Here is a 22343-nt window from a genome sequence, read left to right as displayed (position 1 = left end):
GACGACTTCTCATGAAGAGAAACCGTCTTCTTTGATAATCCTGATTCAGGTTTAGTTTAGTATTCCACACCACGCACTTTAGAATAGATCTTCAAGTGAGAAAATCCGCCGGAATCATTGGGGTTGACATTACGCGATACACCTTCCAATGCGAAACCGCAGTTCTCCGCGACTCTGACACTTCGTTCATGTCTGGAAAAGACAACAAGATCGGATTTTTCCCCATTGATGTTTCCATTCCATCCATCTCCTTGTTTAGCCACAGACTATCCAAAAAAACGGATATGTGTCCAGTGGGTTCTTATTTCAGTCCATTGTTTTCTTAGCAGGGCTTAGATGATCGGGTATAAGATCCACATGCGCCAAAGCGCCAATTGTCTCCACCACTGCATCCATCGTTAAATGGTCGGTATCAATATGATGCCGGAACACTTCACTTGAGAGACCGTCGATGCAGCGATCGATTTGCCCAGCAGCCCATGAGTTTGGACCTTCCCCTCTGCTTCGCAAACGTCGGAGGAGTATTTCCTTGGATGCGCACAGTGTAAAGTGCTGCACTGCAACCCCATCGCGTCTTAAATGACCGACAATTTCATCGAAATAATCAGCATTGGTTATCGTCATCGGTGCAATGATTAATTGATTGAATTCCTGATCCAGATACTTAAACATGGCGTAGTTGAATTCCCTCCACATGGGATAGTGCTGGAAATCATCGTGTTTGGCATCGGCTGGCAGATTGTCCCGAATGAAATAACCGGCATTCTCAGGATCATACACATGCGAATTCGGAATTCTTCGGTGAAGCTCGTACGCAGCCTGGGTCTTACCGGAACCGAATGCTCCGTTAACCCATATAATCATCGGTGAATCCTCCCTTCTAAGCAGGGTTACGCGTAAGGATTATGACATCCCTTCAGTACCGGAATCATACATCTTTAAGTAGGCAATTACTCTTTTTTAAGAAAATCCGGTCTCCGGGTCAACGTCTTCCCGTGGTCACGGACAAAACCATATTGCTCATAGAGACCATGGGCATCTTGCGTTGACAAGATTCCAAATAAATTGCGGTAAGTTTCATGGGTGGTAATCGTCTCAATTAATTTCTTACCCACACCCAGTCCGCGGCAGGTAGTATCCACAAACACATCACATAACCAATATACCGTGGCACCATCGGTCACGACTCGGGCAAAGCCGATCTGACGGTCGTTATAATAAGCCCCAAAGCATGTAGAACCTTCAAGCGACTTTTGGATTTTTTCCTCTGACCGTTCCTTAGCCCAATAGCTCTGCCGAAGAAAGTGCACAATCGCCTCAACATCCAACAGTGCGGGGTCACTGCTAATCAAGACCTGTTTTGTGTCGATGTCCTTCATAGATCGTTAACTCTTTTTCCCCGAGCCAAAAGCGATGACATAGTTGTCCGGATCTTTAATCGCAAAATCCTTCCATACGCCCCAATCCGCCTCCATTAATACTGGCTCCTGTACCACTTCTGCCCCTTTGGAGGTCAACTCTTCATACAATTCATCAAGTTCATGATGTGTATCCACATATGCATATGTATCCCATGGCGTATGTTGATCCTTGCCTGCTCGGTTTGGCGTTACGTCTGTAGCAGAATTCGCCTGAAGCAATTTGAAGCCGAGCGCAAAATCATCCCGCACAGCCCAGACGTCGTTCACGTCACATCCAAGCACCTCTTCGTAAAATAACTTGGAACGGGTAAGGTCTGATACTAAACGAACTTGAACCGAGAATTGAATTTTGCTCATTAGATCATCTCCAGCTATATTTTTTCTTCCATAATACAACCGTCCAGTTCGCTTAACAAGAACTTTCCGTAAGTGGTAGCCGTTCCGCCCTCAACCTATCCAGACCGGCAGATGAATGGAGCTCAAGCAATCGGAGTTCCGTTGGGGAGGTCGAAATCCGGCTTCAGGAGCACAACATCCCCCTGCTCCGGAACTCCGCCGATGACGAGAACCTCAGAATCATAGCCCGCGATCCGCCTAGGTGGGAAATTCACGACAGCTACCACTTGTTGTCCTACGATCGAATTCTCATCATACCGCTTCGTAATCTGCGCACTGGTTCGTTTAATCCCAAGCGGCCCGAAATCGATCTTCATCTTAATAGCCGGAACACGGGCTTTAGGGAAGGGTTCTGCCTCTATAACCGTCCCAATTCGAATGTCCAGTTGGGTGAAATCCTCAATAGTTGCCATAACGATATCTCCTTAGTGAGTAATGAAGCATGTAATGTACACTCCACAACACGAAATTTTTTATGAAACATCTTATCATTGGGGTACGTGGCACTTCAAGGGAGAGATCCGTTAAATAGGTTTTGTCCCTGATAAATCAAACAAGAGACCACCTCAGGCTCTCATTATGATTTATGACTTCATGCTGGAATTCTTACTGAATTATACCTTAAAACCATCCGCGAAGAGCATAGTCATCGCAATCATATCCGCATAATTTTACCTGTATGTACAAAACCTAGGAACAAATAAACGTGAGTCCCTGACTCACCTCACAGGAGATGGAATTATGCAGGGTTGGCATAAAATTAAAAAATACCTCGTAGCTGACCTGTCTCAGACCCAAAATCCAAATGCTCCATTCGCATTGAGACCTTTAAAAAATGATGAAGATGCCGGATTGTTGAATGGACAAGAACCTGCCAGCATGCCACAAATCAAGCCTTTGCTTGGGGATAATGGTCCCCTCGCGATGACGTCGACATTAGAGCAGAATATCAATTGGCTGAAGGGGCATTTCTCATATCCTCAGAACAGCGGATTGGTCTTTCGTCCTTTTGTCATCGAACAAACAGGGGCGGTGGTTCAGGGCATGATTGTCCACTTGGAGAGTCAGGTGGATTCGCAGCATCTCAACCAATTCGTCATTCATCCCTTGATCAATGCCAAGCTGACGGAGGATCAGCCTTTAAGCGTGGATACTTTGAAAACTCATATTGTCACAGACTGTCATTTAACATCAACCTCTTATTTCGGAGAAATCGTCCATGAGATTCTGAACAGTTCCGCCGCTATTATCATCGATGGATTAGATACTGCGATTCTGGCTGATGTCAAAGGCGGTGAGAAAAGAGGTCTTGAAAGTCCAAAAACGGAAAATGTAGTGCGCGGTCCACAGGTAGGCTTCACTGAAGATATGCAAACCAATTTGTCTTTGCTCAGAGGACGTCTTAGCACTTCCGATCTGATCGTTGAATCCGGTGTTGTAGGCACGGTCTCCCAAACAGCCGTTTCTATTGTGTATCTGAAATCTATCACGAATGCCGAACTGGTCAACGAAGTTCGCCGGCGTATAGCCGCAGTTCGGATCGACTACATCGGGGATAGCGGAATGCTAGAACAATTGATTGAGGATAAGCCCTATTCCATATACCCGGGGATGCTTAGTACAGAGCGTCCGGATCATACGGCAGCTCAAATTGCGGATGGCTATGTTGCAATTCTGGTTAACAACTCGCCCTTCGCTCTCATCGTACCGACACAATTCCCGCTGTTCCTGCAAACCGCCGAAGACAGATATCTTCGTTGGCAATACAGTTCCTTCCTGCGAATCATACGGGCGATTGGATTTCTCATGTCCCTTTATTTACCAGCGGTTTACGTGGCGATTGCTAACTTCCATCATGAGATGATACCGACTACTCTCGTTCTTGCCATTGCGGGGACACGCGAATCGATTCCGCTTCCCGTGGCGGCAGAAGCATTTCTTCTGGAATCCATGTTTGAGCTGATCCGGGAAGCAGGCGTCCGCATTCCGAGTGTCATCGGTCCCACAATCGGTATTGTCGGCGCTCTTATCCTGGGACAAGCCGCTGTCCAAGCCAATATTGTAAGTCCGATCATGGTTATCGTGACAGCCGCCACGGCGCTCGCATCCTATACCATTCCTAATTACAATATGCAATTCACAACGCGAATCCTCCGTTTCGTTTATTTGGCATTCGCATCTTTTATGGGATTAATCGGCATCGTCTTGCTCTCCATCATTCTCTGGACAAGCTGGATGTCTGTGAACCGATTCGGCGTACCGAGTCTGGCACCCCTTACTCCTCACCCTAAAAATGAAAATACACTGCTTCGCGGCCCCCTGCAGAAACCGCTCGCGCGGCCCTTCTCTGTGCGCCCGCAACGATCAAAGAAAAAGCCGGATGGACAAGACGGTGCTCCCGAGCAAGGGGGAGAAAACTAATGTACCAGCATCATATCGGAGTAAGGGAAGCCGCATCCATTGGGATCATTTTCATCATCACCAAGATATTCCTTCCTTTTCAGAGATCACTGGCGGAAGCAGGAGGTACGGCAGGATGGATGATAGCCATTATCGCCGCCATCTTCTGTCCGTTGACGTGGTGGGCGATCCGCGGCGTTCTCCGGAATGCGAAGCAAGGCTCCACGCTGATCGAAGCTACGGAAGAAATATGGGGCCCCTGGGTGGGGACCTTTTTGAATCTCGCTTACTTTTGCTTTTTCTTTGCGATAACCTTTCTCGTGCTGCGTGAATTTTCGGAGCTTCTATCCTCCGATATTTTACCGCGTACGCCGATGAATATGATTCTGATCTTTCTGATCGTTCCGATCGCCTTTGTAGCGTACTGCGGAATCGAGTCATTGGGCCGAATCTGCTGGCTTACCATTGGTTTGATTATCGGAAGTGTGCTGATTGTGCTGATTGGTGGTCTGCTGACACACGCAGAGCCCAATGCGCTGTCCCCTTTTTGGGGAACGGGGAAATCCAGGATCATGATGAGCGGGATTGCCAAAAGCTCACTGTTCTCGGAGATGCTGGTCTTTGGTTTCCTGCTGCCCCGAATGCGCAAATCCCGGGAATGGGGACGTGCGGTCTGGTGGTGCATCGCAATCTCATCCATCACCCTATTCAGCACCACTATTGTCTATCTTTATGTATTCCCGTATCCAACCGCCATTCGATTAAACGTTCCGATGTTCGAAGTCAGCCGACTGATTATATTCGGCAGATGGATTCAACGCCTGGAGAGTCTGTTTCTGATTGCCTGGCTGATTAGCGCAGCCCTTAAACTGGCCATAGGATTATATTGCACCGCGGCCACCATGTCTCAGATTCTGCGATTACCCAAGGTCCAAACCCTCATCTTTCCACTTACACTGCTTGTTTATGGATTTGCGCTGCTCCCGAACAATGAAATGACAGCCGTGTCATGGGATGGTGGGTTTTTGCGTACCTATGGATCTATCTTCTCCATAGCTCTACCCATGTTGACCTGGTTCGCCGGAATCATGAGGCACAGAATGAGGAGACGAACTGCATGAAACTTATGAGACGGATCATTCATTGCCTTCTCATCCCTGCGATATGTATTCCCATGCTGACGGGTTGCTGGGATCGGCTGGATCCAGAGAACATGGCCTTTATTATGGCAATTGGAGTGGACACCGGCCCGAAAAATGACTATATCTATACATTTGCCGTCGCCATGCCGAAAGCCAGCAGCGGAGCAACTGCTTCAAGCGTAAGTGGATCGGATCAGAGCAGCAATAAGGTCGTCACAATCTTCTCTGAGGAAGGAGCCAATTTGTCTGCTGCCCTGCTGACAAGTCAAAGTTTTGTCGCCAGACGACTAACCTTGATCCACTCCAAAGCCCTTGTCCTTGGGGAAGAGCTTGCGCGTCAAGGCATCCTTCCTGTTGTTGGCGAGGTTGTTCGGAATACGGAGTTTAGGCGGAACGTTAACATCCTGACAACGAAGGGTCGTGCCCAGGAATATATGCATTACATTAAACCCAAGATGGAAAATGACATTAATCTATGGTTCGAACTGGAATTAGACCCTCACAATATAGGGGCAATTACACCCAAGCAGGCACGATTTCATGATTTTATATTGGACATGGAACAGCCGGGTAACGGTGCAACGTCCATCTTAACGGCTGCGCGGCCTGATATCGACAAGGGCAGTGAGAACTTGCATGATGGTGAATCTGCCAACAATTCAAATACAAGCCAGCCAATGGCTAGTGAGCATAAAGCGGGAGATTTACCGAGAGCTGGAGAAGTTCCTATCGATTTTTTTGGCGCCGCAGTGTACAAGGGGCAGAAATTACGAGGATTCCTTAACGGTATGGAGACCAAAACACTGAATATGCTGCGCGGCCAGTTCGAGAAAACCGTATGGGAATTTCGCGACCCTTCCGATCCGAAGCTGAACATCAGTATCAACATGGGCACACTCACCAATAAAGTCATGCATGCACAACGTTTCGATGATCATATTCAGATAACCTTCAATATAACGATGGAAGGTGATCTGTTAGGTTCGGTTTCCGATGTTGATTATACCCAGTCGGAAAATACGAAGAAGCTGGAAACATCCATCGAGGAGCAATTAAAGGAAAGAGCTTCTAAACTGCTAAATAAAATGCTGTATAAATGGGAAGTCGATTGCTTCCACATCGGGAATCAGATTCGCGGCAGCTTTCCCACTCTTCAGGATTGGTACGCCTACAAATGGAGAGATCACATCCACACGGCCAAATACGACCTTAATATCCAATTCAAGATGAGAACGTACGGAGACCAAGTCGGTCCCGTCATTGAAGGAGACCAGATGACAGAATGATGCTTCAGATTGCCAAGCTTACTTTGGTCGGAATCTTTTCCTTGTGGGCAGCCTTCTATGTTGGAAGTCTGACCCCTCAGCTATGGCGTCAAAAAAATTACCGCGGAGCCATCGGTGCTGCGGTTCTTGCGGGTATGACCATGGTCGTGCCAGTCCTGTTTACGCTGCTGAATGAATACTAGTCCATCCCTGCAATCAAGCGGAGCAGAGATTTATCTCTGCTTCTTAAAGTATGAGACCTCCCTCATCAGGCTGCATTTGCTGCTTAATTCTTCCTGTTTATGTTATCATTACTACCGAGGATGCTTTAAAGCGCAGCTGCATGCAGTTCCTCGTAAAGCAAATTCAAAGGTTTCTTTAATTGACGACAAGGGAGAAGATGCACTATGGCACAAAATGAAACTCAGCGACCGTCTCGTGTGGTTATTATCGGGACAGGAGCGGTTGGAGCAACGACTGCGTATACCTTGTTCTTACGAGAGAGAGTATCTGAGCTGGTGTTGATCGATGCGAATCACGATAAAGCGCTTGGTGAAGCCTTGGATATGAACCATGGTCTCCCCTTTGCAGGAGGAGTTAAGCTGTGGGCTGGAGATTACAGCGATTGCAAGGATGCAGATATCATTGTCATTGCAGCAGGCTCCAACCAAAGACCCGGCGAGACACGGATTGATCTGCTGAAGCGAAATACGGCCATATTTGACGATATTATTCAGAACATCGTGAAATACAATGACCACGGCATCATTCTTGTAGCTACCAACCCGGTGGATATTCTGTCTTACGTTACCTTGAAAAAGAGCGGTTTCCCTGTAAATCGGGTTATCGGTTCGGGTACGCTTCTGGATAGCGCCAGATTCCGCTATTTGATCGGACAGAACAAGGGAATTAATCCGCGCAGCATTCACGCCCATATTGTCGGAGAACATGGCGATTCCGAGCTGCCGCTGTGGAGCATTGCCAACATAGCTGGTATCAGCATTGATTTGTCAGATGATGAAAGAGATGATATTTTTGACCGGACCAAGAATGCAGCCTATGAAATCATCAATGCTAAAGGCTCGACCTCTTATGCAATCGCGTTAGCGCTTGACCGGATCATCGTCTCCATACTGCAAAATGAAGGATCGGTGCTCAATGTGTCGACACTGCTCACCGATTATCACGGCGTGTCTGACGTATACCTCGGCGTGCCTTGTGTGGTTGACCGCACAGGGGTAAGGGAAATTCTCAATCTTGAGTTCAATGACGAGGAACTGACCCAATTTCACGCTTCCGCTAATAAGCTGAAGGAACAGATCTCCAAAATCTTTGAATAACGCCCAAGGCTTTGCGGATCCATGATCCGTGAGGCCTTTTTTCGTTCAGCACAGGGATAATGTTATGATCACTGATGACAAAATCAGCTCACCGTAAAGACAGAAAAGGCGCTATAAATGAGAAGCAGCCCCATAAGTATATTGAATGGGCGTTCATATCGGGACAAAAGGCTCTGAAACAGCGAACCGCATAAAGCCCAGGTCATGTTAGCGCAGATGCCGACAAGCGTGAGTATCATCGAGAATAATGCCAGATGGGCATGCGATGAATAGAAAGGAATAACGAATGTTGAAATCGCCGTAATTCCGTATAAAATGACCTTGGGATTGATGAACTGGAAGACGAATCCGAAGAAAAAGCTGTTGAAGCCCTCCTCCTTATCGTCCTGCTCCTGTGGTTGGCTGCGTATGATTTTTACGGCCAGATAGAGCATATACAGACATCCAATGATATTCATTGTGAATTTGATCTTCGGGATGAATTGATATAATACCAGATTGAAATAACTGGAGAGCAGCATAATGACCAAACATCCGGCGGCTACCCCTCCTATAAATTGCAGCGTTTTTCTAAAACCATGACTTCGTGCGTTGGTCATTGAAATGATGTTGTTGGGACCTGGCGTGAATGAAGCGACAATCGCATAGGTCAACAGCGGAACGATAAACAAACTACCCACCCCTTTCTTGTATGTATGATATAATGTAATGAACTGTACGTTATAACGTCCGTACGTTATGATTATACATAAGTATGTTATAGCGTACAATATGTGCACGAAGGTGGTTGATGACGTTGAAACCCATTCATCTTATATTGGCTCATAATTTGAAGAGTCTCAGAGAGCAAAGAAAGCTCAGTCTGGATAAAGTCGCGGAACTGTCCGGAATCAGCAAGACCATGCTGGGGCAGATTGAACGCGGCGAATCCAGTCCCTCCATCACAACCGTATGGAAGATTGCGAACGGGCTGAAGCTTTCATTCACTTCCCTGATCCATGAACCCTACTCGAATACGGTCGTGGTATCAAGGGATGACGCGCAGGCACTAATAGAAGATAATGGAAAAATTCGGATTTATCCGCATTTCCCTTTTGAGGACGGACGGCGCTTTGAGATGTATTCCCTCGAAATGGACAAGGGCGGTTATCTTACCGCCGAGTCCCATATCGAAGGTACTGAGGAGTTTATCACCGTATTCCAAGGAGAACTTACGGTGCGCATCGATAACGAAGAATATACGGTGGGCCATGGTGAAGCGATTCGATTCACAGCAGACAAGCCCCATGTGTACCACAATTCCGGCGATTCCATGAATCGCTTGAGCATGGTTATCCATTATCCCAAGTAACAGTGAGTGTGAATTTCATAGACGCAAAACGCACCCTCTATCAGAGGGTGCGTTACGTTGTGTATGAAGCCATCTCTTCACCGTCGCAATGAATTTGCGCTGACTACGCCGTATCGGGACAGCAGCTTTCGGCCCAGCAATCCGACAGTACGATCTGTCAAGAATCCCATGAATCCGAGGCAGATCAGCCCGACAAAAATCCAGTCCGTACGGAAGAACAAACGTGAATTCCAGATCAGATAACCCACTCCTTCATTGGAAGCAATCATCTCTGCTCCGATGATGGCCATGAACGATGTTCCCATCGCAAGCCGAATGCCGGTGAACATGTACGGTACCGTTGCAGGTATGATCACATGAAGCACAATCTGCCACTCCGAAGCACCCATGCTGCGGGCGGACCTTATCTTATCCTCTTCCACTGCCAAGACTCCGGTCAACGTGTTCAGGACCACGATGAAAAAGGTCGCATACAGAATAAGCATGATTTTGGATGTCTCTCCAATCCCGAACCATACCAGGAATAAAGTGATGAATGCGATGGGCGGAATGAACCGGATGAAATTAAGAAACGGTTCCGCAAAGACCCGAATCGTCCCAACCTTGCCGATAACCAGTCCAACCGGGATCGCGATCAGACTCCCAAGCGTCCACCCGAGCAGCACCCGGTATGAACTGATTCCGATGTACTGTAACAAGGTGCCATCCATCAACAGTTCGTATCCGCCTTTCGCAGTATAGATCGGTCCCGGCAGAATTTCGGGTCCGTACACAAGGGACAGCAGCTGCCATATCCCAAGTCCGGCCAACCAGAACAGGATGTGCAGCAACCCTTTTTTTAGTCTGTTGCTCATGTGGTCTTCACCTTCCCTCTACTCATCAAAGTGCGATTGGATTTGGTTGTACAGCGTATGAAAGTCGGGATCTGACAAGTCTCTCGGATAGGCAAGCGGCACCTCGTAGATGTCCGTTATCCGGGAGGATGGACCCGCTGACATGATGCCGATTCGTCCCCCCAGCAGAAGCGCCTCCTGAATATCATGCGTCACGAAGATAACGGTTTTGTCCGTGTCCTGCCATATCCGCACCAATTCCCGCTGCATCGTTCGCCTTGTCATGGCGTCCAATGCGCCGAAGGGTTCATCCATAAGCAGAATCGCGGGATCATTGGATAGTACCCGAGCAAGCTGTACGCGCTGTTTCATCCCGCCCGACAGCTCTCTTGGATATTTGCTCTCATGGCCTGAAAGCCCCACCAGCGAGATGAACTGATTGGATATTTCCTTTCTCTTCGCCGCAGGAATTCGTTTCATGCGGAGACCGAATTCCACATTTTCTCTAACGGTAAGCCATGGAAACAACGAAGAATCTGCCTGCTGGAATACAACCGCGCGGTCTTGGCCCGGGCGCTCTACCTCCTTCTCCCCCACTCTCACTTGACCGGAGGTCTTGGATACGAAGCCCGCAATCAGACTGAGCAGCGTCGACTTCCCACACCCGCTCGGACCCAGCAGCACAAAGAACTCCCCGCCCTTTACCGCCAGATTGACGTCCTGGATAATATAATGCAAATCACCGGCTGTGGGCTGTGCGTAGCTCTTATTCAACCGTTCGATATGGATTTCATTCTGCCTTGACACGGCTCTCATCGCCTTCATCTCCTTACTTTAAATCGATTACACGTTCCGGGAATGCTTCTCTTACCAAATCCAAATTCAATTTATCGTTCAACTCAAAATCTTGCTCGATCATCCCGTTAGCTACCATATAATCCTTCTGGCCCTGTAATCCTGCATAGGCCTTATCCGTAAATCCAAGCTTCCATGGATTCTTCGGCAGATCCTTTAAGGTGGCTTCTCTCGGCTGCTTGACTTCCTCATACATGATGTCGGCGGTTTCCTCCGGATGGGCCTGGGCATAAATTGATGCTTCATCCAGCGCCTTCAGAAACTGGACGAAAACTTCCCTATGGCCCTCCAGCAGCTCGTTTGAAGCGATCAGTCCTGTTCCGAGCCGTACCGGGGTTTTCGACATATCCGACAGCTCTTTCGCTTCCGCAAGCGCGCCAAACTTCTCGTTCAGCACCGCACCGTATACCCAAGCCGCGTCAATCTCGCCTTTTTTGAGCGCTACGTAAGCTTCGTCAAAACCACCCTGACCGATTAACTCCACATCGGACAGGGCCACCCCGTTTTCCCCAAGGTAAACGTCCCATAGATAAGGCACGAACGTCCCCCTGGAGAAGCTTAGCTTTTTACCCTTCAGCTCAGCTGCACTGCCGATTTCTTGACGAACGAACAGCTTCCATTCACTTGCACTCAGGTCCGTCGCTGTCCCGGACGAAGCGAATATGGAGTAATCGCCTTTGCTGACAGCATTCAGAAGTGGAAAATCAGCTCCGAATGCCACGTCCACCTGCTTGATGAATAAGGAGTTAACGCCTTCTGCCGGCGTGGCGAAGTTTACCAGTTCCGCATCAATTCCATGCTTCTCGAAGATCCCTTTGTTTTTTGCCACTCGGAATACGGTATTTGTGGAGATATCGGCGATTTTCAGTTTGAGGCGGCTTCCTTGCTGATCGCCTGAGGCGTTTCCGCAAGCACCAAGTACGCTGGCCGCGAGAATTGTACCCAGCAGCAGAACACTCCAACGCTTCCAAATATGTCGGCTTCTATTCATCGCGCTCCCTTTCTTTCTGCATGACTTCATCCGTTCGGGCTACGCAAAGCGCGCCTTCTCCATACGAGATCGTACCCTCAACCTCCACACTGGTTACGGCACCTCTGGGCGCCGCGCCCGGAAGGCGGTAATCGGCAACATCGATCGGCACGATTTCCGTTTCCACAGGCAAATCGAGCTGAGGCACCCATTCATATGGAACCCGGTAAGCTCGATACACCATGTTGGAGTTGCGGCTGTTCTTATAAGGAGAGATATATTCCCACACCAGCTCAAATTCTCTTGTCACTTCGAATATCCGACCGTCTGCGCCTTCGGTTATCAATGTGTTGCCATTGGGAAGCCGCTGGGCCGAACTGATATAGGGGCTGTAGAAGCGATAAGAATCGAGCGGAGCCTGAAAGCCGGCCTCTGTTGGTGTATACTGCCATTCAATCTCCAAAGTGACCGGGTTAATCTCCAGAATGCGGGAATGGTCGCGACGGGCGATTTTCAACCCATCCTCCGATTCGGGGTTTGGCCGTCCATACCCGCCCCAGCCGCCGTTGTCGAAGATCAGGATGTTGCCTTCTCCCGGAAGGCCCTTCGGAATGAGATGGGCATGATGCTGGCCGATGATCCAGCCGATATGCTTGGTTTCCGCGGTTGAATAGTCGGGGCCAAGTCTCCACACGATATTCCCGGTGCTTTTATCAATGATGGCAATGATATTGCTCTCCCGTGCGTCCCAGATGATATTGTCGGGATGGAACCGTTCGTCTCCTGCGTCATAGAACTTGTTAGGGCCGAGCACCGAGGCCGAATTGATGTGCATCCAATCCCCTGCGTGGGCGCCGAAGCCACGGGTATTGGGATCACGGGATAATGCCAGCTTGGCATCCTCATCAAATCCGAGCTCATGGAAGTGGTCGCTGACCGCCCACTCCCAGATTACGTTTCCTTCCCAATCCACTTCGATAATCGTGTCATCGAGCAGCTCAATATCGGATATATCGGAACGCTTCACATTTTTATGCGCCAGAATAAGGGTGTTACCGGAATCTACCTTCGGTTCTTGCCCCGGAACATAATAACCGACGGGATTCCCCTCACGCTGGTAGTCATGATGCTGGCGAGCCATCCACTGAGCCGGATGTCCGGGGTCCTCTATGTATTCATAGCGATCAAACTTCCAGACGATATTGCCGTCCCAGTCCACCTGCACCAGATTGGTCTCATCCTGAAATCCGTATTTCGGATCACGCTCGGATGTACTGCCAAGGACATACCCTCCCGGGAACAGCTTATTCGGAAACCCGCGAAGCCCCTTCCACAAATGAACCTCTCTGCCGTTCATGTCGATTAATAGCGCACCTGTCTCCGCCGCTTGATAAATCGTGTAACCGCTCCATGCCTTCGCAGGGTTATATACCGTTGTACCTGTTGGATAAATCGTCGGATGTCCCATCGTTCTCTACTCCCTTTCGTTGATTAATGAATAGATTCAATAAGAGATAAATTTGTTCGTACGCTTCGGATGGCTTACGTTCGTCTGTGAAATGTCTGCGGATAATTTATCAGATGAATGGGTCTGCTCGAGTACGGAGTCCGCAAATCCTTCCAGACGATTATTCAGCTGTTTAAAAAAAGCGATTTGATCACTTAACTCATCTTGCGAGAACGCCCCGAAAACGACTTCAATCATATACCCGCCCATGTTTTCGTTACGCTTCAGCATCTCTTTTCCCGCATCCGTGATGGCAAGCGCAATCGATCTCCGGTCGGTCTCGCTCCGCCTTCTAACCGCAAACCCGCCAGCCTCCAGTTTGTCACATAAAGCCGTGACCGCCCCGGATGTGAAGTCCAGCTCTTCGGCTAACTCGCCCAGTCTCTGTTCCCCATCGCGATGTATCGTATTTAGAATCAACAGGCCGGGTAACGAAATGCCTTCCACTGATATTTTGTCGCGCTCCTTCACGAATCTGCGAACCATCCTGCGAAAATGCCAATCGGCTTCCTCCAGCAATGCCCAATCCTTCTCTTCCATGCCGCTCCTCTCCCGGGTCATACACCTCCGTATGCCAACCCCTATGTATCAGCCTATGGGTTTGTTCTCACTACAACCTGGTGTGGTCGTTATAAATATACAGAAAGGCCCCTATTTACGCTTCTCGCTGCATCACGAAAAACAGTAAACAGGAGCCTTTGGTGGACCAATCGGCTGATCATATTGTTTAATACTGAGATAATGAACCATCATTTAATGATGGCTAAATGAAATTGCTTGTCGCTTAGATTAAACCAATTAATGACACCTGTCAAGTAGGGATTAATTTTAAAAAAAGAGGACTTGCTGTTTAAGCGCCCTCTCAGTCAGAATTCGTTCGAGTATCTCGATAACAAGCAATGGTTAGATAGGCACCTGCTTTTTTTGGAGCGAGGATGTTAAAAAACAGCTGCCATGATGACAACTGCTTTGATAACAATCAATTACATCATAGACTATTTGTCAGCCTTCAATGCCAGCGCAGGTCTTGTTAAGGAATAGACAGCACAGACCAATGCCACTATAACGACTCCTCCGCCTACCCAAGCCGTGCTGGCAACCGAGCCGCCCTGTTCCAATACGAGCCCTCCGATTGCTGATCCCATCGCGATTCCGATTTGCAGCGCGGAATTGTTGAAGCTCTGCTGAATATCGGACGAAGCGGGATCGACTTGAATCAGGTAATTTTGCAGTGGCGGAGCCAGGCTCCAGCTTAATGCGCCCCATACCATCATCACGACTAAAAATACACCAATCGAGAACGTTGAGAAGGGCAGCAGGAACAGCACCAGGATAAAAGAAGTGATGATAATCACGATACTCTTGTGTGATCCGATCCGATCGGCAAGTGCGCCTCCGAACGCCCCGCCTCCAACGGCCGACAGTCCGAACAGGAAGTAACAAATGCTGATCCAGTACGGAGTCAAGCCGAGTTCCGATTCGAGAAATGGCGTAAAATAAGCGTAAATGGTGTAATGCCCTGCCAGCATAAACAAGGTCGCCAGATGGGCACCAGCGATTTTGGACTTGCCCAGCGCTTTGATCTGCTGAGACAACGGTATTACATTTTCAGGCTTGATCCGATCCAGGAACATATAGATCAGCACCATGGAACCGATGGACAGAATGCCGATGCCAAGGAACAATACTCTCCATCCAAAAGCTTCACTGATTAAAATACCAAGCGGCACCCCAAGCACCAATGACGAGCTAATCCCCATATAGATAACGCCCAGTGCTTTTGCACGATGTGCGGGTTCAACGACTTTAGCTGTAATCGTAAGCGATAAGACGATGATAAGAGCAGTACTCATAGCAGTTAATATTCTGGCACCCATCAGCAGCACAAAGTTCGGGCTCACGTACGCCAGCAAGTTACCGATGAAGAATACAAATAAGGAAATGATATAGAGCCGTTTGCGTTCCACCTTTGCCGTAAGTGCAAGGAGAACCGGTCCCGAAATCGCATAGACCAATGCGAATACCGTAATCAATTGCCCTGCCGTGCCAAGCGAAATGTTTAAATCATCTGCAATCAGCGGCAGAATTCCGCCAACAATAAGTTCTACCAATCCCACGGATATGGTTGAAATCGCTAGAATTAATACTTTCAGATTCATCTGGAATGAAATCCCCTTTCTTCGAAGTCAAATTTGCTTATAGTCAACCAAAAAAAATAAATCCCGATTACAAAAAATGAGATACATTTTCTGTAATCAGGATTTTACGGTTCCTGGTAGAGACCCTCAGACCATATTAATGAGGTTATACATTCAAATTCAAATATTCAGTTCCGTTGCGCAACAATCGATGATTAATTTATCATATCCCTTACAACATAGTCAAGCCCAATTAGGATTCCAGCAAACCTCCCAGAGATGTCCGTCCGGATCGAGAAAATGACCGGAGTATCCTCCCCAGAATGTGTCTTGTGCCGGCACGGTAATCGCAGCTCCCGCCCTTTTGGCTTGTTCCATCACCTCATCCACTTCTTCCTTGCTGCCCACATTGTGTCCGATGGTTAACTCTGAGGAACTCACAGGAGACAAAGGAACATTCGCTTCAATCGACAGGTCTTTGCGATTCCATATCGCCAGCTTCACGCCCGCCTGCAAGTCAAAGAACGCTACCGCTCCATGCTCAAATTCAGTCCCAATGATCCCTTCGGTCGGAAGACCGAGCCCATCCCGATAAAACTTTAGTGAGCGCTCAAGATCATCAACGCCAAGTGTCAATACGGATATGCTTGCTCTCATTTTGCATGACCTCCTGTACATCATTATCATAACCACTTACTCATTTTCGTTGATTTCGGCAATAAAGGATTGTAAAAAACGGACATCCTTGAAGCTTTCACACCTTCATTTCTATCCCTTAGGGCATAAATGCCTGTTTAGGTGACATGCCGTATAAACGCTTGAAACTGTTAATAAAATGAGGCTGATCATAGTAGCCGTATTGTGCAGCGATTTCGGGAAACCGGGTGGGTTTGGTCCGGCGCATCTCCTGCAGCAAATTTTGAAATCGAATAATATCCGTCATTTCCTTCGGACTGACTCCCAGTTCCTTCTGGAACGTTCTTCGTATATTTCTCTCGCTATAATTAAGCTTGTCGGCCAAGTCATGAATCGTCATTCTTCCTCTTGCCGCGTACAAATACTGCATGCCATGCTTCAGCAGCGGCTCGGAACGGACATGATTCAGTCTGATGACGTTCAATAAAAACGTTTCAATCAGTTCGATCCTGCGTAAGTATTATAGCTTCATAACCGGACATCAGACCGGCAATAAATCCAGAGGTTGAGGCTTCCAGCGACTTCAGATTAAATATAATATCTACGCAACCATCCGGAAGAATACGATGAAGACGATGATGTTGAAACGGTAAAACTTCATAATGCATTGTCCAATAACAGGCCACATAAGGAGTCAATGGCCAGCTTGGCAGGTATTCCTGATAGGTATAAGAAGAATCAGCAGATCGATTCTCCAGCGTCGGTGCTTGTACAGGGACATAGTTCCGCATGTGCTCACCCTTTAATCAATGGATTAGCTAATTGATCCGTATGACTTTTTACTGTAAGTCCTTTACGTGGAGGGACTCCCATGCTCCCTAATAAACTTCCCGATCCGCTGTGCTGCTTCCTGCAGGGCTGCCTCTTCCTGGACAAGTGCTATCCGCACATAACCCTCGCCTTCGCTGCCAAAGGCATCTCCCGGGATAACCGCTACCCCGGTTGCAAGCAGCAGCTCGCGGGCGAAACGGCGTGAGCTCCATGGCGCCGATGAATTGCGGAACCCCTCTGGGAGCCGAGCCCATAGAAACATCGTGGCTTCCGGCTTCAGTACGTTCCATCCTGCTTCGGCCAGTGAGGCTACCAGGATGTCGCGGCGCTGCTGATACAATGATGCCACGCCATCCTCCTCTTCGCTATATGCCATTGCCTGTTCCAACGCATAAATAGCTGCGGCCTGAATCGGCTTGAATATGCCAAAATCAATGTTGCTTTTTAACTCCCGGAGTGCTCCAACCGCATCTGCGTTCCCCGCAACGAATCCGATGCGGCAGCCGGCCATGTTAAAGCTTTTTGAGAAGGAATGGAATTCAACCGCAATCTCCCGGGCGCCTGGAACCTGGAGAACGCTAACAGGACGGTAACCGTCAAAGCCCATTTCAGAATAAGCAAGATCATGCACCACGAGCACGTTCCATTTTTTCGCCAAGCCCACCAATTTTGCAAAAAAAGCCAAATCCGCCCGCACCGATATCGGATTCCCCGGAAAATTCAACAAAATAAAAGTCGCTTTTGTCCAAATCTCCTCGGGGATGTCATCCAAATCGGGCAGAAATTCGTTCTCTTCCTTCAACGGAAGATACCAAGGAGTTACACCCGCAATCGCAAGCGCTCTCGTATAGATCGGATATCCCGGATTCGGCACAATCGCAATATCTCCAGGATTACATACGGCTTGAGCCAGGTGCGATAATCCATCCTGAGAACCCATTAAAGACAGAAGTTCGGTCTCTGGATCGACTTCCACGCCAAATCGGTGCTTCATCCATGCTGCTGATTGTCCGCGGAACTCCGCGCTTCCTCTTGTACCCGGATATGTATAGTTCTCTTCTTTCAGCGCCTCCTGGCTCAGCGACTCACGAATTTCAACTGAAGGACCAAGATCAGGACTGCCAATGCTCAAATCGATAATATGTCGTCCTGACTGAAGCGCCTCCAGCCTCCACTCGCTAACCTCTGAGAATATGGAAGAACCCAACTGTGAGAGTTTGTCCGCACGCCATGATCGCTCCGATGTATGTTTACTCAAGGTTTCCACCTACTCCGTTTTTTCCTCATATTATAGCATGAACCCCATCAGTCTCGAATACCTGCCTGGGGCTGCAGTCGCGTTAGCTGTAGGTGTATTTGCCGTAACGTCACGTTGTCATAGGCTGGATCAAGAACATTGATAGGCATAAAACATCTGGAGTTAAAGCTTCATAATGGAATCCAGCATACCCAAGACCATATATCATCGTAAAAACAAATACCTTTTCGAAAAAATGATACACTAAAAACGTTTTAATTCGATGGTAAACTAATCCAAAGAAAGGAGGAATTGTACTTTTGCAAACGCTTAATCCAAATGAATTGAAGGGGGTTTGGTCATGTTAAAGTTCAAGTTGAATATGAAAAAGCCGCTGCTCTATCTATCCATGCTGTCCGTAATATGGAGCGGCTCGGCCCTGAGTTCTCTGCCGATTAAGGCGGCGGGACCATCGGTTGAGGTCTGGATGACTCGCGATAATCTTAGCACTGCTTTGCAAAGGCAGGGCGATATCGTCTTCCAGCAGGACAGTCCCAGTAATCAGCGAACCATTGATGTGAATGACTTTTTGAAATATCAGCAAATGGATGGTTTCGGTGCCTCCATGACCGACTCATCCGCATGGCTAATCAGCCATCAGCTGTCGAATTCGAAACGTGCCGAGGTCATGGAGCGATTATTCGGTCAGAGCGGCATCGAACTCAGCATGCTGCGCCAAACGATTGGCGCTTCGGATTTCAACTGGGAAATGTACAGCTATGCAGATACAGCCTGGGACTGGAACCTGAACAATTTCAGCATTAACCGCGACAAACCTTACATCATTCCCATGGTCAAAGCAGCCCTGACGAAAAACCCACAGATTAAGGTGATGGCTTCTCCTTGGAGTGCGCCGGGCTGGATGAAATCCACCGGTTCCATGATAGGCGGCTATCTGAACCATGATTCTTACGAGGTATACGCACAGTACCTTCGTAGATTCATTCAAAGCTACCAGTCGGAGGGCATTCCGATTTATGCCATAACGCCTCAGAATGAACCGTTGTTTAACGGTTCGAACGAATATCCGACCATGTATATGTCGGTGGATGATCAAACTAAATTCATCCGCGATCATCTGGGGCCTGCCCTTCGCGGCAGCGGTTTACAGACCAAAATCATCGCTTATGACCATAACTATGATCAATATACGTATCCGCGGGACGTCTTGAATAACACGGCCGCCGCCTCTTATATTGCCGGCAGCGCTTTCCACCATTACGGCGGGGATGTCACTGCCATGACGACGCTTCATAACCTGCATCCGAACAAGGATATCTGGTTTACCGAGGGAGGCTTCGGCTCATGGAATGACGGCTTTAAGAACCAGATCCGGGAGATGATTAACGTTACCCGGAACTGGTCCAAATCGTACATTTTGTGGAACATTGCGCTGGATCAGAATAACGGCCCTTCCCTGCTCTCCAACAGCATTAACTATGGTATGCTGCGAATTCGTTCGGATGCGCAAGATCAAGTCACTTATAACAATCAATATTATGCGATGGGACACTTAAGCAAATTTGTCGTACCTGGAGCATACAGAGTGGATACCAATACGTATGCTAACAGCCTGGATAATGTCGCTTTTCAAAATCCGGACGGGTCCAAAGTGCTCGTAGTGGCGAACTCCGAGAATCAGAACCAGACCTTCAAGGCCCGCTGGGGCAATCAATCATTCACCTACACCATTCCCGCTGGTTCTGCTCTGACATTCAAGTGGTACGGGGAGACAACCCGGGACGTGATCTCGTTAAAAGCATCGGCTAACGGCAAATTCGTCGCTGCTGAGGACGGGGGCAACAGTCCCTTGATCGCCAATCGCGATGCTGTGGGCGGTGCGTGGGAATCCTTTGAACGAATCAATCTGGGCATCGGAAATTATGCGTTTAAATCCATGGCCAACGGACGGTTTGTTGCTGCAGAGAACGCGGGGGCCTCGCCATTAATCGCTCGAAGCGGCTCCATCGGGACATGGGAAACGTTCCAGGTTGCCAGCGTTAGCGGCGGCGTTACCTTGCGAGCTGCTGCGAATAGCCAATTTGTCAGCGCGGATAATGCCGGGGCTTCTCCCCTCATTGCCAATCGGAGCACCGCATCGGGATGGGAAACCTTCCAGATCAGTGTTCATTAATGTATGATCCAAAAAAGCGTACACCGCCTCACAAGCGGTGTACGCTTTTTTTCTTGTTGCGATCAAGACCAGACCTTAGTGCTTCGAACAGAATCCTTCTGATAGTCCGAATATTTCCGTTCAAAAATATCATACCCCAACTGTTCAGCAGCCATCAGCGGCGATTGGATATCCAGTGCTACCTCACCACGGCTGTTACCTACTCCACGAACTGCCCCAACGAATTCAGAATGAGTATAACGAGCGTATTCCTGTATCTGATGAATAATGCCTAAGGCCGCACCCGGATAGGTTTCCTCCGATGCAAGCGTCAAACCAATCCGTTTGTTAGACATTCCTTCCGATATCACAGACGAATTTTTGTACGAGGCCGCGTAATAACAGAACAAGCGATCGAAGAATGCTTTCATCTGGGCAGATAAGCCATACCAATAGATTGGGGAACAGAATACTACGCCATCCGCCGGGACAAACTCTCCCATGATTAAGGATTCATAGTTATCCTGTATCGAGCATTCTCCACTTGGGAGCCGGCAAATCCGGCAGTCATGAAGAAAACTAGAGATGAAGTCATCTACAAAATGCAAAGCCACCTGCGTGCCCTTCTTCTCGGCCCCTCGCTTAACTGCGGCAGCCAGCGCGGCAGAGTTCCCGTCTCGTCTCGGGCTTCCAACAAGCACTAACAATTTCTGGTTCATGTTCTGGTTCATGTTCTGGTTCTCAAGCATCATCCGATCCCATCCCTTCATGCGCGTGGTCTAATTCTATCTTTTAGCATAAGGTCATTGGGAATCGTTGTAAAATCGTTTGTATTCATGACGATATCATTCATTTTGATGACCATGTCGACTTGAAATCTTGTATATAACCGATGCTCCCCTCTGTAAAACACAAAAAACGACTGCGTGAGCAGTCGTTTATCGAATAGTAAATGTACAATTACTTTATCATAGCCATTCGTTGCACGAATCAGCTAAGGTCTGCAGATCTTGGAAGAACAAACTTGCATGATATCCATCGCACACGGCATGATGTACCTGCAATGCGATGGGTAACAACATGCGACCGCCTTGCTCGGCAAATTTGCCCCCGGTAATGATCGGCCGAAAATCGGTGTTCCCGTTCGTCATATTCAGATTGAAACCGCTAAAGCTTGCCCAGGGTATCATCGATATGAAAAATGTATTCGGAGGGGGATTTTCTTTAACGAAGATTCCCTTCACATCACGATAGCGTTCCATATCCTGCTCATATCGATTATGAAACCGAGAGAAATCATCAGAAAACTCAGTCCATACGCAAGAGAAGGTCTGGTCATCGTGATGAAAATAGGTGTAGCTCGGTGTCATGGAATCCCAGTAACCTAACAACGGTTTGGGATGATATGAAGTTCTGAACTCTACCCGCTCGTTGACCACTCTAGTTACCATGTAAATAAAAGCAGGATAGAACTTTAATCCCCTAGCCCTCAACGACTGAAGCAGCAGAGATACATCAACGTTTAAAGTCATGCTGTACGTGCATTCATGAACGGACGTATAATGCTCGAAATACGGTTTTCTGGGCCACTGCTTAATATCAATCACATTAAAATTCATCGGTCTTATCCCTCCTAAAAATATAAATCATTTCATTTTAGGAGGGTACATCCACTGATTTGACCACCATTCATCACTCCAGTATGGTCCGTCAACCCGACGGAGTCTATACCCAACACTTTATCATTCATCTCTTCATTTTCCAATAAAAAAAAGACCTCATCACTCTTCAACCTGTGACCCGGTCTTGAACCAGGTACAAACTGAAGGGATGAAGTCTTCCGTATGG

Annotated in this window: 23 protein-coding genes, 1 pseudogene and 1 riboswitch; of the genes and pseudogenes, 7 read left to right on the top strand and 17 right to left on the bottom strand. The window is 48.1% G+C overall.

Annotation, left to right across the window (positions count from 1 at the left end):
• Positions 1-266 precede the first annotated feature (266 nt).
• The 4 genes and pseudogenes from PGL02S_RS00780 to csaA all read right to left on the bottom strand — a co-directional run bounded on the left by PGL02S_RS00780 (position 267) and on the right by csaA (position 2230).
• Positions 267-864 (bottom strand): annotated as a pseudogene (locus PGL02S_RS00780) (AAA family ATPase).
• A gap of 86 nt (positions 865-950) precedes the next feature.
• On the bottom strand, positions 951-1379 hold the full coding sequence (locus PGL02S_RS00775) for a GNAT family N-acetyltransferase (protein ID WP_036639277.1): 429 nt from the start codon (positions 1377-1379) through the stop codon (positions 951-953).
• A gap of 6 nt (positions 1380-1385) precedes the next feature.
• Complete coding sequence (locus tag PGL02S_RS00770; protein WP_036639279.1) at positions 1386-1778, bottom strand: VOC family protein; 393 nt, start codon at positions 1776-1778, stop codon at positions 1386-1388.
• Between the two features lie 122 nt (positions 1779-1900).
• Positions 1901-2230: a chaperone CsaA gene (csaA, locus tag PGL02S_RS00765; protein WP_036639280.1), complete on the bottom strand. Its 330-nt coding sequence runs from the start codon at positions 2228-2230 to the stop codon at positions 1901-1903.
• A 328-nt stretch (positions 2231-2558) separates the two neighbouring features.
• On the opposite strand from csaA, the gene PGL02S_RS00760 reads away from it, so the two are divergent.
• The 5 genes from PGL02S_RS00760 (at position 2559) to PGL02S_RS00740 (ending at position 7964) form a co-directional block, all read left to right on the top strand.
• Complete coding sequence (locus PGL02S_RS00760; protein ID WP_051449171.1) at positions 2559-4238, top strand: spore germination protein; 1680 nt, start codon at positions 2559-2561, stop codon at positions 4236-4238.
• The gene (locus PGL02S_RS00755) at positions 4238-5338 is read left to right on the top strand and encodes a GerAB/ArcD/ProY family transporter (protein ID WP_036639284.1); all 1101 of its coding nucleotides are present in this window, start codon (positions 4238-4240) and stop codon (positions 5336-5338) included. The genes PGL02S_RS00760 and PGL02S_RS00755 overlap by 1 nt, the downstream gene beginning before the upstream one ends.
• Complete coding sequence (locus PGL02S_RS00750) at positions 5335-6645, top strand: Ger(x)C family spore germination protein (RefSeq protein ID WP_036639285.1); 1311 nt, start codon at positions 5335-5337, stop codon at positions 6643-6645. Before PGL02S_RS00755 ends, PGL02S_RS00750 begins: the two co-directional genes overlap by 4 nt.
• Positions 6642-6827, top strand: a complete 186-nt coding sequence (locus PGL02S_RS00745; RefSeq protein WP_006210750.1) for a hypothetical protein — start codon at positions 6642-6644, stop codon at positions 6825-6827. The genes PGL02S_RS00750 and PGL02S_RS00745 overlap by 4 nt, the downstream gene beginning before the upstream one ends.
• 204 nt (positions 6828-7031) lie before the next feature.
• Positions 7032-7964, top strand: coding sequence for an L-lactate dehydrogenase (locus tag PGL02S_RS00740; protein WP_036639287.1), 933 nt, complete (start codon positions 7032-7034; stop codon positions 7962-7964).
• An 83-nt stretch (positions 7965-8047) separates the two neighbouring features.
• On the opposite strand, the gene PGL02S_RS00735 is transcribed toward PGL02S_RS00740, so the two are convergent.
• Positions 8048-8635, bottom strand: a complete 588-nt coding sequence (locus PGL02S_RS00735; protein ID WP_036639290.1) for a LysE family transporter — start codon at positions 8633-8635, stop codon at positions 8048-8050.
• Between the two features lie 125 nt (positions 8636-8760).
• Here PGL02S_RS00735 and PGL02S_RS00730 point away from each other — a divergent pair, with 125 nt between their 5' ends.
• Positions 8761-9315: a helix-turn-helix domain-containing protein gene (locus tag PGL02S_RS00730; protein ID WP_173937142.1), complete on the top strand. Its 555-nt coding sequence runs from the start codon at positions 8761-8763 to the stop codon at positions 9313-9315.
• 77 nt (positions 9316-9392) lie between these two features.
• On the opposite strand, the gene PGL02S_RS00725 is transcribed toward PGL02S_RS00730, so the two are convergent.
• The 10 genes from PGL02S_RS00725 to PGL02S_RS00685 form a co-directional block, all read right to left on the bottom strand.
• On the bottom strand, positions 9393-10169 hold the full coding sequence (locus PGL02S_RS00725; protein WP_036639294.1) for an ABC transporter permease: 777 nt from the start codon (positions 10167-10169) through the stop codon (positions 9393-9395).
• 18 nt (positions 10170-10187) lie between these two features.
• A complete protein-coding gene (locus PGL02S_RS00720) occupies positions 10188-10964 on the bottom strand; it encodes an ABC transporter ATP-binding protein (RefSeq protein ID WP_036639297.1) in 777 nt (258 codons plus the stop codon).
• 13 nt (positions 10965-10977) lie between these two features.
• Positions 10978-11994, bottom strand: coding sequence for an ABC transporter substrate-binding protein (locus PGL02S_RS00715; RefSeq protein ID WP_036639299.1), 1017 nt, complete (start codon positions 11992-11994; stop codon positions 10978-10980).
• Positions 11987-13441 carry an aryl-sulfate sulfotransferase gene (locus tag PGL02S_RS00710; protein ID WP_036639301.1) on the bottom strand — a complete coding sequence of 485 codons (1455 nt, stop codon included), beginning with the start codon at positions 13439-13441 and terminating at the stop codon, positions 11987-11989. The genes PGL02S_RS00715 and PGL02S_RS00710 overlap by 8 nt, the downstream gene beginning before the upstream one ends.
• Before the next feature lie 36 nt (positions 13442-13477).
• Positions 13478-14020, bottom strand: a complete 543-nt coding sequence (locus PGL02S_RS00705) for a MarR family winged helix-turn-helix transcriptional regulator (protein WP_036639304.1) — start codon at positions 14018-14020, stop codon at positions 13478-13480.
• A gap of 455 nt (positions 14021-14475) precedes the next feature.
• The gene (locus tag PGL02S_RS00700; protein WP_036639305.1) at positions 14476-15639 is read right to left on the bottom strand and encodes an MFS transporter; all 1164 of its coding nucleotides are present in this window, start codon (positions 15637-15639) and stop codon (positions 14476-14478) included.
• A 73-nt stretch (positions 15640-15712) separates the two neighbouring features.
• Positions 15713-15812: riboswitch (purine riboswitch) on the bottom strand.
• Between the two features lie 49 nt (positions 15813-15861).
• A complete protein-coding gene (locus PGL02S_RS00695; RefSeq protein WP_036639306.1) occupies positions 15862-16275 on the bottom strand; it encodes a VOC family protein in 414 nt (137 codons plus the stop codon).
• A 118-nt stretch (positions 16276-16393) separates the two neighbouring features.
• A complete protein-coding gene (locus PGL02S_RS28610; protein ID WP_228029974.1) occupies positions 16394-16738 on the bottom strand; it encodes a helix-turn-helix transcriptional regulator in 345 nt (114 codons plus the stop codon).
• A gap of 10 nt (positions 16739-16748) precedes the next feature.
• Entirely contained in the window at positions 16749-17045 is a 297-nt protein-coding gene (locus PGL02S_RS28605; protein ID WP_063479499.1) for a DUF6597 domain-containing transcriptional factor, read from the bottom strand.
• A 62-nt stretch (positions 17046-17107) separates the two neighbouring features.
• Positions 17108-18343: an aminotransferase class I/II-fold pyridoxal phosphate-dependent enzyme gene (locus PGL02S_RS00685; RefSeq protein WP_036639524.1), complete on the bottom strand. Its 1236-nt coding sequence runs from the start codon at positions 18341-18343 to the stop codon at positions 17108-17110.
• Between the two features lie 340 nt (positions 18344-18683).
• Between PGL02S_RS00685 and PGL02S_RS00680 the strand changes: the two genes are divergently transcribed.
• Entirely contained in the window at positions 18684-20516 is a 1833-nt protein-coding gene (locus PGL02S_RS00680; protein WP_051449174.1) for a glycoside hydrolase family 30 beta sandwich domain-containing protein, read from the top strand.
• 62 nt (positions 20517-20578) lie between these two features.
• On the opposite strand, the gene PGL02S_RS00675 is transcribed toward PGL02S_RS00680, so the two are convergent.
• Positions 20579-21214, bottom strand: coding sequence for a flavodoxin family protein (locus tag PGL02S_RS00675; RefSeq protein ID WP_200870094.1), 636 nt, complete (start codon positions 21212-21214; stop codon positions 20579-20581).
• A gap of 249 nt (positions 21215-21463) precedes the next feature.
• Positions 21464-22114 (bottom strand): type A chloramphenicol O-acetyltransferase, encoded by a 651-nt coding sequence (gene catA / locus PGL02S_RS00670; RefSeq protein ID WP_036639309.1) that lies wholly within the window; start codon positions 22112-22114, stop codon positions 21464-21466.
• Positions 22115-22343 lie beyond the last annotated feature (229 nt).

Origin of the sequence: Paenibacillus glucanolyticus NBRC 15330 (assembly GCF_004000885.1) — a bacterium.
GTDB classification, from domain to species: Bacteria; Bacillota; Bacilli; order Paenibacillales; family Paenibacillaceae; genus Paenibacillus_AQ; species Paenibacillus_AQ glucanolyticus.
Note: the sequence above shows the minus strand (reverse complement) of the source record. Positions and strands in the feature narration are given on the sequence as shown.

Excerpts from the sequence above, each read along its gene's own strand:
- PGL02S_RS00775 (WP_036639277.1), bottom strand. The coding sequence starts at position 1,379 with ATGAAGGACATCGACACAAAACAGGTCTTGATTAGCAGTGACCCCGCA.
- PGL02S_RS00770 (WP_036639279.1), bottom strand. The coding sequence starts at position 1,778 with ATGAGCAAAATTCAATTCTCGGTTCAAGTTCGTTTAGTATCAGACCTT.
- csaA (WP_036639280.1), bottom strand. The coding sequence starts at position 2,230 with ATGGCAACTATTGAGGATTTCACCCAACTGGACATTCGAATTGGGACG.
- PGL02S_RS00760 (WP_051449171.1), top strand. The coding sequence starts at position 2,559 with ATGCAGGGTTGGCATAAAATTAAAAAATACCTCGTAGCTGACCTGTCT.
- PGL02S_RS00755 (WP_036639284.1), top strand. The coding sequence starts at position 4,238 with ATGTACCAGCATCATATCGGAGTAAGGGAAGCCGCATCCATTGGGATC.
- PGL02S_RS00750 (WP_036639285.1), top strand. The coding sequence starts at position 5,335 with ATGAAACTTATGAGACGGATCATTCATTGCCTTCTCATCCCTGCGATA.
- PGL02S_RS00745 (WP_006210750.1), top strand. The coding sequence starts at position 6,642 with ATGATGCTTCAGATTGCCAAGCTTACTTTGGTCGGAATCTTTTCCTTG.
- PGL02S_RS00740 (WP_036639287.1), top strand. The coding sequence starts at position 7,032 with ATGGCACAAAATGAAACTCAGCGACCGTCTCGTGTGGTTATTATCGGG.
- PGL02S_RS00725 (WP_036639294.1), bottom strand. The coding sequence starts at position 10,169 with ATGAGCAACAGACTAAAAAAAGGGTTGCTGCACATCCTGTTCTGGTTG.
- PGL02S_RS00720 (WP_036639297.1), bottom strand. The coding sequence starts at position 10,964 with ATGAGAGCCGTGTCAAGGCAGAATGAAATCCATATCGAACGGTTGAAT.
- PGL02S_RS00715 (WP_036639299.1), bottom strand. The coding sequence starts at position 11,994 with ATGAATAGAAGCCGACATATTTGGAAGCGTTGGAGTGTTCTGCTGCTG.
- PGL02S_RS00710 (WP_036639301.1), bottom strand. The coding sequence starts at position 13,441 with ATGGGACATCCGACGATTTATCCAACAGGTACAACGGTATATAACCCT.
- PGL02S_RS00705 (WP_036639304.1), bottom strand. The coding sequence starts at position 14,020 with ATGGAAGAGAAGGATTGGGCATTGCTGGAGGAAGCCGATTGGCATTTT.
- PGL02S_RS00700 (WP_036639305.1), bottom strand. The coding sequence starts at position 15,639 with ATGAATCTGAAAGTATTAATTCTAGCGATTTCAACCATATCCGTGGGA.
- PGL02S_RS00695 (WP_036639306.1), bottom strand. The coding sequence starts at position 16,275 with ATGAGAGCAAGCATATCCGTATTGACACTTGGCGTTGATGATCTTGAG.
- PGL02S_RS28605 (WP_063479499.1), bottom strand. The coding sequence starts at position 17,045 with ATGCGGAACTATGTCCCTGTACAAGCACCGACGCTGGAGAATCGATCT.
- PGL02S_RS00680 (WP_051449174.1), top strand. The coding sequence starts at position 18,684 with ATGTTAAAGTTCAAGTTGAATATGAAAAAGCCGCTGCTCTATCTATCC.
- PGL02S_RS00675 (WP_200870094.1), bottom strand. The coding sequence starts at position 21,214 with ATGAACCAGAAATTGTTAGTGCTTGTTGGAAGCCCGAGACGAGACGGG.
- catA (WP_036639309.1), bottom strand. The coding sequence starts at position 22,114 with ATGAATTTTAATGTGATTGATATTAAGCAGTGGCCCAGAAAACCGTAT.